This window comes from uncultured Bacteroides sp. (assembly GCF_905207245.1).
In the GTDB taxonomy this organism is placed as follows: domain Bacteria; phylum Bacteroidota; class Bacteroidia; order Bacteroidales; family Bacteroidaceae; genus Bacteroides.
In genome coordinates this window covers 1-9,396 of sequence record NZ_CAJLKP010000128.1, presented here as the reverse complement: position 1 = coordinate 9,396, position 9,396 = coordinate 1, and the positions used below count along the sequence as shown (strand labels likewise).

The 9,396-nt window shown below is 45.8% G+C and carries 9 protein-coding genes; 8 read left to right on the top strand and 1 reads right to left on the bottom strand.

Annotation, left to right across the window (positions count from 1 at the left end; genetic code table 11):
- Nucleotides 1-123 precede the first annotated feature (123 nt).
- The 7 genes from QZ135_RS23445 to leuB all read left to right on the top strand — a co-directional run bounded on the left by QZ135_RS23445 (nucleotide 124) and on the right by leuB (nucleotide 7,219).
- Nucleotides 124-369: a hypothetical protein gene (locus tag QZ135_RS23445; protein WP_294615326.1), complete on the top strand. Its 246-nt coding sequence runs from the start codon at nucleotides 124-126 to the stop codon at nucleotides 367-369.
- Between the two features lie 371 nt (nucleotides 370-740).
- A complete protein-coding gene (locus tag QZ135_RS23440) occupies nucleotides 741-2,234 on the top strand; it encodes a 2-isopropylmalate synthase (RefSeq protein WP_294615323.1) in 1,494 nt (497 codons plus the stop codon).
- A 135-nt stretch (nucleotides 2,235-2,369) separates the two neighbouring features.
- A complete protein-coding gene (gene leuC, locus QZ135_RS23435; protein WP_294615320.1) occupies nucleotides 2,370-3,764 on the top strand; it encodes a 3-isopropylmalate dehydratase large subunit in 1,395 nt (464 codons plus the stop codon).
- A gap of 43 nt (nucleotides 3,765-3,807) precedes the next feature.
- Nucleotides 3,808-4,401: a 3-isopropylmalate dehydratase small subunit gene (gene leuD / locus QZ135_RS23430; RefSeq protein ID WP_117986423.1), complete on the top strand. Its 594-nt coding sequence runs from the start codon at nucleotides 3,808-3,810 to the stop codon at nucleotides 4,399-4,401.
- On the top strand, nucleotides 4,391-5,941 hold the full coding sequence (locus QZ135_RS23425) for an alpha-isopropylmalate synthase regulatory domain-containing protein (RefSeq protein WP_294615317.1): 1,551 nt from the start codon (nucleotides 4,391-4,393) through the stop codon (nucleotides 5,939-5,941). Before leuD ends, QZ135_RS23425 begins: the two co-directional genes overlap by 11 nt.
- Nucleotides 5,938-6,168, top strand: a complete 231-nt coding sequence (locus tag QZ135_RS23420; protein WP_294615315.1) for a hypothetical protein — start codon at nucleotides 5,938-5,940, stop codon at nucleotides 6,166-6,168. Before QZ135_RS23425 ends, QZ135_RS23420 begins: the two co-directional genes overlap by 4 nt.
- On the top strand, nucleotides 6,158-7,219 hold the full coding sequence (gene leuB, locus QZ135_RS23415; protein WP_294615313.1) for a 3-isopropylmalate dehydrogenase: 1,062 nt from the start codon (nucleotides 6,158-6,160) through the stop codon (nucleotides 7,217-7,219). Before QZ135_RS23420 ends, leuB begins: the two co-directional genes overlap by 11 nt.
- Here leuB and QZ135_RS23410 read toward each other — a convergent pair.
- Nucleotides 7,216-8,124 carry a cation diffusion facilitator family transporter gene (locus tag QZ135_RS23410; RefSeq protein WP_294615311.1) on the bottom strand — a complete coding sequence of 303 codons (909 nt, stop codon included), beginning with the start codon at nucleotides 8,122-8,124 and terminating at the stop codon, nucleotides 7,216-7,218. The two genes, leuB and QZ135_RS23410, sit on opposite strands and share 4 nt — an antisense overlap.
- A 226-nt stretch (nucleotides 8,125-8,350) precedes the next feature.
- Between QZ135_RS23410 and cysK the strand changes: the two genes are divergently transcribed.
- On the top strand, nucleotides 8,351-9,301 hold the full coding sequence (gene cysK / locus QZ135_RS23405) for a cysteine synthase A (RefSeq protein WP_294615309.1): 951 nt from the start codon (nucleotides 8,351-8,353) through the stop codon (nucleotides 9,299-9,301).
- Nucleotides 9,302-9,396: the final 95 nt, after the last annotated feature.

The following is a 9,396-nucleotide window of genomic DNA, read 5'->3' as shown; positions in this document are numbered from 1 at the left end:
GCCGTTTTAGAGAGAAGCCTCCATATCAATTGATGTGGAGGCTTTTTGTATTTTGATATTTACGTTTTTTTTCTTATATTTGCACCGCACTATTTATTATTAATGTTTAAAGCAAAATTAAAGATGAAAACAAAGTTATTTTTGGCAGCTGTTGCAGTTGCATTTTCTTTCGCCGTGACTTCTTGTGGTAACAAAAAAGCAGCCGAAACTGAAGTAGTAGCTACCGAGGCTGTTGAAGTTGTAGAAGACGCACAGGCATGTGATTCAGTAAAAGCTTGCTGTAAAGACGAAGCTGCTGCTTGTGACAGCACAAAGGCTTGCTGCAAAGACAAAGAAGGTTGTGAAAAGAAGGCTTGCGATAAGAAGTAATTTACACTCGCATAGAACATATAAAAAAGGGGTATACAGTGATGTGTGCCCCTTTTTTGTTATACTTTATTGGGTTATTTGATAGCTAACTTATAAAATGATGCTTTTTATGCGAAAAAAGTAACGGATTTGTTTGTGTGGAACGAAATTATCTATACCTTTGCACCATCATAATAAAAACAAGAAGATAAAGATGATACAGAATTTTACATATATTCTACTGTGTGGTATTATTATTCTACTGGCAAAGATTAGTGGAAGTGAGTGCTGTGCGTGAATATATGTAATGATTAGGATATTCGAAAGCCTTTCTCACTTCCAAGTGCGAAAGGCTTTTTTTAATGGCAATAATTTAATAAATACAATAAGAAATGAGTGACAAGTTATTTATTTTCGACACAACGCTCCGCGATGGTGAGCAGGTTCCGGGATGCCAGTTGAATACAGTGGAAAAGATTCAGGTGGCAAAGGCACTGGAAGCATTGGGAGTGGATGTTATTGAAGCCGGATTCCCTATTTCCAGTCCGGGAGATTTCAACTCGGTGATTGAAATATCAAAAGCTGTGACGTGGCCCACTATTTGTGCGCTGACCCGTGCAGTACAAAAGGATATTGATGTGGCTGCAGATGCTTTGAAGTTTGCCAAGCACAAACGTATCCATACCGGTATCGGTACGTCGGACTCGCATATCAAGTATAAATTCAATTCGAATCGTGAGGAAATCATAGAACGTGCAGTGGCTGCTGTGAAGTATGCCCGCCGTTATGTGGATGATGTGGAATTTTATGCGGAAGATGCAGGTCGCACGGATAATGAATATCTGGCCCGTGTGGTGGAAGCTGTCATCAAGGCGGGTGCTACGGTGGTGAATATACCCGATACGACCGGTTATTGCCTGCCTGACGAATATGGTGCGAAGATCAAGTATCTGATGGAACATGTGGATGGAATTGAAAAGGCTATTTTGTCTACTCATTGCCATAATGACTTGGGAATGGCTACAGCTAACACGATGGCGGGTGTGCTGAATGGTGCACGCCAGGTAGAGGTAACCATCAATGGTATCGGTGAACGCGCCGGTAATACTTCTCTTGAAGAGGTGGCCATGATTATCAAGTGCCATAAGGATATTGAGATTGAAACAAATATCAATACGCAAAAAATTTATCCGACGAGTCGGCTTGTTTCCAGTTTGATGAACATGCCGGTACAGCCTAATAAGGCTATTGTGGGGCGTAATGCCTTTGCACATTCATCGGGTATCCATCAAGATGGTGTGTTGAAGAATGTGCAGACGTATGAGATTATCGACCCGCATGATGTGGGTATTGATGATAACTCTATCGTATTGACTGCCCGCAGTGGTCGTGCTGCTTTGAAGAATCGCTTTCAGGTGCTCGGCGTAGAGCTTGAGCAGGATAAGTTGGATAAGGTGTATGAGGAGTTCCTGAAGTTGGCGGATAAGAAGAAGGATATCAATGATGACGATATTCTCGTACTAGCCGGTGCTGACCGTACGGAAAACCATCGCGTTAAGTTGGAATATCTGCAAGTGACAAGTGGGGTAGGTGTTCGTTCGGTTGCCAGTCTGGGATTGAACATTTCCGGTGAAAAGTTTGAAGCGGCTGCCAGTGGAAATGGTCCGGTGGATGCAGCGATAAAAGCTTTGAAGAAAATAATCGACCGCCACATGACACTGAAAGAGTTCACTATACAGGCTATCAGCAAAGGTAGCGACGATATGGGTAAGGTACACATGCAGGTGGAATATGATAACCATATTTATTATGGCTTCGGTGCAAATACGGATATTATTGCTGCATCGGTAGAAGCTTATATTGATTGTATCAATAAGTTCAAGTAGTTACGAGCTACAGGCTACGAGCTACGAGTAGTGGTTATGTGTTTTAATAATTAATATTAGGAATAAAAAGAACAGTTTACAAGTTATACCGTAGGGCTCTTGTAGCTCGTAGCTTGTAGCTAACAACTAAAAGATATGAATACATTATTTGATAAAATCTGGGATGCCCACGTAGTTCAGCAAGTGGAAGATGGTCCCACACAGTTATATATAGACCGCCTTTATTGTCATGAAGTGACCAGCCCGCAGGCTTTTGACGGATTGCGTGCACGTGGTATCAAGTGTTTCCGTCCGGAAAAGATTTACTGTATGCCCGACCATAATACGCCGACGCACGATCAGGATAAACCGATTGAAGACCCTATCTCGAAGACACAGGTGGACACACTTGCTAAGAATGCAAAAGATTTCGGGTTGACACACTTCGGTATGCTGCATGATAAGAATGGTATTATCCATGTGGTAGGTCCTGAACGTGGACTGACACTGCCGGGAATGACGATTGTGTGTGGTGACTCACACACTTCAACACACGGTGCTATGGGAGCGGTAGCTTTCGGTATCGGCACAAGTGAGGTGGAAATGGTAATGGCTTCGCAATGCATCTTGCAGACACGCCCGAAAACGATGCGCATTACAGTAGATGGAAAACTGGGTAAAGGCGTGACGGCAAAAGATCTTGCTCTTTACATGATGTCTAAGATGACAACCAGTGGTGCCACAGGATATTTTGTGGAATATGCCGGAGAAGCGGTTCGCTGTTTGACGATGGAAGGACGCCTGACATTGTGTAACCTGAGTATAGAGATGGGTGCACGTGGTGGTATGGTAGCACCGGATGAGGTAACATTTGAATATATAAAAGGCCGTGAATATGCTCCGCAAGGTGAGGCATGGGACAAAGCGTTGGCTTACTGGAAGATACTGAAGAGTGACGAGAATGCGACCTTTGATAAAGAAGTGCGTTTTGATGCCGCAGATATCGAGCCGATGATTACTTACGGAACGAATCCGGGTATGGGCATGGGCATCACGCAGCATATTCCTACCACTGAGGGGATGGGAGAGGCTGCAAAAGCTTCGTTCCTGAAATCAATGGATTATATGGGCTTCAAACCCGGTGAAGGAGTATTGGGCAAGAAGATTGACTACGTATTCCTGGGGGCTTGTACGAATGGACGTATTGAGGATTTCCGTGCTTTTGCTTCTTTGGTGAAAGGACGCAAGAAAGCGGAACATGTGGTTGCCTGGTTGGTGCCCGGTTCGTGGATGGTGGATGCACAAATTCGTGAAGAAGGTTTGGATAAAGTGCTGGAAGAAGCTGGATTTGCTATTCGTCAGCCGGGGTGTTCGGCTTGTCTGGCAATGAATGATGACAAAGTGCCTGCCGGGAAGTATGCAGTTTCTACAAGTAACCGTAATTTTGAAGGTCGTCAGGGACCAGGTTCACGTACATTGCTTGCCAGTCCGCTAGTGGCTGCTGCTGCCGCAGTGACGGGAGTGATTACAGATCCGAGAGAACTGATTTGATGAAGAGTGGGAATAGAAAATTTAATCGTAAAGTTAAAAAACAATGAAACAAAAATTCAATATAATCACCAGTACCTGTGTCCCCCTCCCATTGGAGAATGTAGATACAGACCAGATCATCCCTGCACGTTTTCTGAAAGCTACGACGAAAGAAGGTTTCGGAGAGAATTTGTTCCGTGACTGGCGCTATGATAAACAGGGAAACAAAATAGACTCATTCGTTCTGAATGATCCGACCTATAGTGGACAAGTGCTTGTTGCCGGAAAGAATTTCGGTTCGGGCTCTAGCCGTGAACACGCTGCATGGGCTATCGCAGATTACGGTTTCAGGGTAGTAGTCAGTAGTTTCTTTGCAGACATCCATAAAAACAATGAATTGAACAACTTTGTGTTGCCGGTGGTGGTCAGCGAACCGTTCCTGAAAGAACTTTTCGATTCTATCGCTGCCGATCCGAAGACGGAAGTAGTAGTGAATTTGCCGGAACAAACCATTACTAACAAAGCAACAGGCAAAAGTGAGAACTTTGAAATCAATACTTATAAGAAGCATTGCCTGATGAATGGTCTGGATGATATAGATTTCCTGGTAGAGAATAAAGATAAAATAGAAGCGTGGGAAAATAAAAATGAAGTATAAACAGCCCCAAATAGAAATCATGGACACCACACTCCGCGATGGTGAGCAAACCAGCGGTGTGTCGTTCGTTCCCCATGAGAAGCTGATGATAGCCCGTTTGCTACTGGAAGAACTGAAGGTGGACAGGGTGGAAGTAGCATCCGCGCGGGTTTCGGATGGTGAGTTCGACGCAGTCAAGATGATATGTGACTGGGCGGCACGACGCAACCTGTTGCCGAAAGTGGAGGTGTTGGGTTTCGTAGACGGGCATATGTCGGTAGACTGGATACACGCTACCGGCTGCCGCGTCATTAATTTGTTGTGTAAAGGCTCACTGAAACATTGTACATGTCAGTTGAGAAAAACTCCCGAAGAACATATTGAAGATATCATTGCCGTGGTGAATTATGCTAATGAGCAGGATATGGAGGTCAATATTTATCTGGAAGACTGGAGTAATGGAATGAAAGACTCTCCGGACTATGTGTTCCGGATGATGGATGCATTGCTGCATACGAATATCAAGCGATATATGCTGCCTGATACATTAGGCGTACTGAATCCACTGCAAGTTATCGAATATATGCGGAAGATGGTGAAACGTTATCCACATGCCCACTTCGATTTCCATCCGCATAATGATTACGATCTTGCTGTGAGCAATGTGCTTGCTGCCGTGCTGAGTGGCGCAAAGGGACTTCATACCACTATCAACGGTCTGGGTGAGCGTGCCGGAAATGCGCCGCTTTCCAGTGTGCAGGCTATTCTGAAAGACCATTTCAATGCCATCACTAATATCGACGAAGGCCGCCTGAATGAAGTAAGCCGGGTAGTTGAGTCCTATTCAGGTATTGCCATCCCTGCCAATAAGCCGATTGTAGGCGAGAATGTATTTACACAGGTGGCCGGAGTGCATGCTGATGGTGATAATAAGAGTAATCTTTACTGTAATGATTTGCTGCCCGAACGTTTCGGACGTAAGCGCGAGTATGCATTGGGCAAAAACAGTGGTAAGGCGAACATCCGAAAGAACCTGGAAGACCTGGGGCTGACTCTGGATGAGGACTCCATGCGCAAGGTGACGGAGCGGATTATCGAGCTGGGGGATAAAAAAGAACTGGTTACGCAGGAAGATCTTCCTTATATTGTTTCTGACGTGTTGAAGCATGGGATCATGAATGAGAAAGTGAAACTGAAGACTTATATCGTGAACCTTGCTTACGGTCTGAAACCTATGGCGACGTTGAAGATTGAAATCAACGGGCAGGAGTTTGAAGAGAGTTCGAGCGGTGACGGTCAGTATGACGCCTTTGTGCGTGCATTGCGCAAGATATATAAGGTGACTTTGGGGCGCCGCTTCCCGATGCTGACGAATTATGCCGTGAGCATCCCTCCCGGCGGACGTACCGATGCTTTTGTGCAGACAGTAATAACCTGGAGCTTTGATAATACAGTGTTCCGTACTCGCGGACTGGATGCCGACCAGACGGAAGCGGCAATCAAAGCGACAATGAAGATGCTGAATATTATAGAAGACGAGTATAAAACGGAACCTGTATGAAAGAATGGCTTAAGTATGTGTTGATTGTTGTAGGAACCTGCGTGGGAATTATTCTTCTGCGTTGGATTATAAAACGTGAAACAGAAACATTCGAAGATACACTTTTGTTAGGCTTGGCTTTTGCTATCCCTATCAGTATTGCTAATTGTCTCAATTATAAGATAAACGTCAAGAGAAACAGAATAAAGAATAAGATTAAAAATAAATTAGAAGAAAATGGATTTTAAAATTGCAGTATTAGCCGGAGACGGCATTGGTCCCGAGATTTCCGTTGTAGGCGTAGACGTAATGAGTGCCGTTTGTGAGAAATTCGGACATAAAGTAAGCTATGAATACGCTATTTGTGGCGCAGACGCTATCGACAAAGTGGGTGATCCGTTCCCCGAAGCTACTTATGAAGTATGTAAGAATGCTGATGCCGTTCTGTTCTCTGCCGTCGGTGATCCGAAATTTGATAATGACCCTACCGCAAAGGTACGCCCCGAACAGGGCCTGCTGGCTATGCGTAAGAAACTGGGACTGTTTGCCAATATCCGTCCCGTGCAGACTTTCAAATGCCTGCTTCATAAGTCTCCGCTCCGTGCCGAATTAGTGGACGGTGCGGATTTTCTTTGCATCCGCGAGCTGACAGGCGGTATGTATTTCGGTGAGAAATATCAGGATAATGACAAGGCGTATGATACCAATATGTACACCCGTCCGGAGATTGAACGTATCCTGAAAGTTGGTTTTGAATATGCCATGAAGCGCAATAAGCACCTCACAGTGGTAGACAAAGCAAACGTGCTGGCATCTTCACGCCTGTGGAGACAAATTGCCCAGGAAATGGCCCCGCAATATCCCGAAGTGACTACTGACTACATGTTTGTAGATAACGCTGCCATGAAGATGATTCAGGAACCTAAGTTCTTCGATGTGATGGTTACGGAAAATACCTTCGGTGATATCCTTACCGACGAAGGTTCTGTTATTAGCGGTTCTATGGGCTTGCTTCCTTCCGCTTCTACGGGCGAGAGTACTCCGGTGTTCGAACCGATTCACGGTTCGTGGCCGCAGGCAAAAGGCTTGAACATCGCAAATCCGTTGGCACAAGTACTTTCGGTTGCCATGTTGTTTGAGTACTTCAACCTGAAAGAGGAAGGCGCATTAATCCGCAAGGCTGTAGACGCTTCGCTCGACGCCAATGTCCGCACACCGGAAATTCAGGTAGAAGGCGGTGAGAAATATGGTACGAAAGAAGTCGGTGCATGGGTGGTAGACTACATCAAACGTAGCTAATCATCGGCAAAGACGGCTTCGCAATGCTCACCCGGAATTTCAAATTCCAGAGTGGCATGACCGATACCGAAATCTTCGAGCCGGTGGCGGATAAGGTGTTTCACCTCTTTCATGTCCTCCGGTTCCTTCAATACGATATGGGCTGTCAGTGCATTTTCTGTGGTGCTGATGGCCCATATATGTATGTGGTGAACCTCGTCTACACCTGGAATGGCATGGAGGGCTTCCACCACTTTTGAGCTATCTATGCTGGCGGGCACGCCGTCCAGCGTCAGGCGAAGGCTATCGTGCAGCAAATTCCAGGTGGAGATGAGGATGACAGCGGCTACTATCAGACCGATAATCGGGTCGATGATATACCAGCCCGTCCGGCTGATGACGATACCTGCCACCAATACTCCGACCGATACCAGCGCATCCGCCGCCATATGCAGATAAGCCCCTTTTACATTCAGGTCTTTTTCCTTGTCTTTCATGAAAAGGAAAGCGGTGAAGGCGTTGATAACTACCCCCACACCCGCCACCCAGGCAATGGCTCCGCCGGGTACGACTGCCGGATTACTGAGTTTGTGGATACTCTCGATAACGATGGCGCCCACTGCCACCAGTAAGATGACGGCATTGAGAAGCGATACAAGAATGGTGCTCTTCTTATAACCATATGTATAACGTGCGTTTGCCCTGACTTTAGCAAGGCGGAAAGCGAGCAATGCCAACACAAGACTGACTACATCGCTCAGATTATGCCCTGCATCGGAAAGTAGGGCGAGCGAGTCGAACCAAAACCCGGCTGCGAACTCTACGGCGACAAAGACCAAATTGAATACTATGCCGATGATGAAAGCCTTATTCAGCGACTTCGCGTTGATGCTGTGGCTATGATGAGGTTGATGTTCGTGTGACATATATATAATAAGGTGTAAGAGTTATACAAATTTTATTATGCAAATTTACGTGATAGAAATGTAACACTTGAGCGGCGAAATAGTTTTTTCTCTATCTTTGCTTGAAAACGAAGATAAGCTGCACCTCTGCATAAAAAATGAACTCGTTCATTTTATTCTGCTCTCGGTTTGCATTATCTTTGTGCGAAGATACCTATAAATGGGGATATTTAATAATTAGATTGTTATGGCAAAAATAGCAAAGAATCTGGCAGAGCTGATCGGTCGTACTCCGCTTATGGAGCTGGCGGGATATAGTCGTAAATATGAATTGAAACAGAATATAATCGCTAAACTGGAAGCGTTCAATCCGGCCGGTAGTGTGAAGGATCGCGTGGCGCTTGCCATGATTGAAGACGCGGAAGCACGTGGGGCATTGAAACCTGGTGCGACCATCATAGAACCTACCAGCGGAAATACCGGTGTTGGGCTGGCCATGGTTGCCACCATCAAAGGGTATCATCTGATACTTACGATGCCCGAAACCATGAGTGTGGAACGCCGTAACCTCCTGAAGGCCTTTGGTGCAGAAATCGTGCTGACCGATGGGCTGGCAGGGATGTCGGGTTCCATTGCAAAAGCTCAGGAACTGCGGGAAGCTATTCCCGGTTCTGTTATTCTCCAACAGTTCGAAAACCCTTCTAACGCGCATATCCATGCCTTGACTACAGGTGAAGAAATCTGGACAGATACAGACGGAAAGATTGATGTCTTTGTGGCCGGAGTGGGGACGGGGGGGACAGTCTGCGGAGTGGCATGTGCGTTGAAGAAACATAACCCGGATGTGTATATTGTTGCCGTAGAGCCTGCCTCTTCTCCGGTTTTGAAAGGAGGAACGGCGGGACCGCACCGCATTCAAGGTATCGGGGCTAATTTTATCCCTGCCATTTATGATGCTTCCGTTGTAGATGAAGTGCTGCCCGTGCCCGATGATGAAGCCATTCGTGGCGGACGTGAACTGGCTTCTACCGAAGGATTGCTGGCGGGTATCTCTTCCGGTGCGGCAGTGTATGCGGCGCGTTTGTTGGCTCAGCGTCCGGAGTTTGCAGATAAGACGATTGTAACCCTTCTGCCTGATACGGGAGAGCGTTATCTGTCCACGGAACTCTTTGCGTTTGATACTTATCCGTTGGATTAAGCACTAACTGTTTTTAGTATAAGTCAAACCGTTTTTAGTATGTAGTGTACTGAATAAGTTGACACTTCTAAAATTAGAAATTCATATGGAAGCAT

Coding starts and splice junctions, on each gene's coding strand:
- QZ135_RS23445 (WP_294615326.1), top strand. CDS start 124: ATGAAAACAAAGTTATTTTTGGCAGCTGTTGCAGTTGCATTTTCTTTC.
- QZ135_RS23440 (WP_294615323.1), top strand. CDS start 741: ATGAGTGACAAGTTATTTATTTTCGACACAACGCTCCGCGATGGTGAG.
- leuC (WP_294615320.1), top strand. CDS start 2,370: ATGAATACATTATTTGATAAAATCTGGGATGCCCACGTAGTTCAGCAA.
- leuD (WP_117986423.1), top strand. CDS start 3,808: ATGAAACAAAAATTCAATATAATCACCAGTACCTGTGTCCCCCTCCCA.
- QZ135_RS23425 (WP_294615317.1), top strand. CDS start 4,391: ATGAAGTATAAACAGCCCCAAATAGAAATCATGGACACCACACTCCGC.
- QZ135_RS23420 (WP_294615315.1), top strand. CDS start 5,938: ATGAAAGAATGGCTTAAGTATGTGTTGATTGTTGTAGGAACCTGCGTG.
- leuB (WP_294615313.1), top strand. CDS start 6,158: ATGGATTTTAAAATTGCAGTATTAGCCGGAGACGGCATTGGTCCCGAG.
- QZ135_RS23410 (WP_294615311.1), bottom strand. CDS start 8,124: ATGTCACACGAACATCAACCTCATCATAGCCACAGCATCAACGCGAAG.
- cysK (WP_294615309.1), top strand. CDS start 8,351: ATGGCAAAAATAGCAAAGAATCTGGCAGAGCTGATCGGTCGTACTCCG.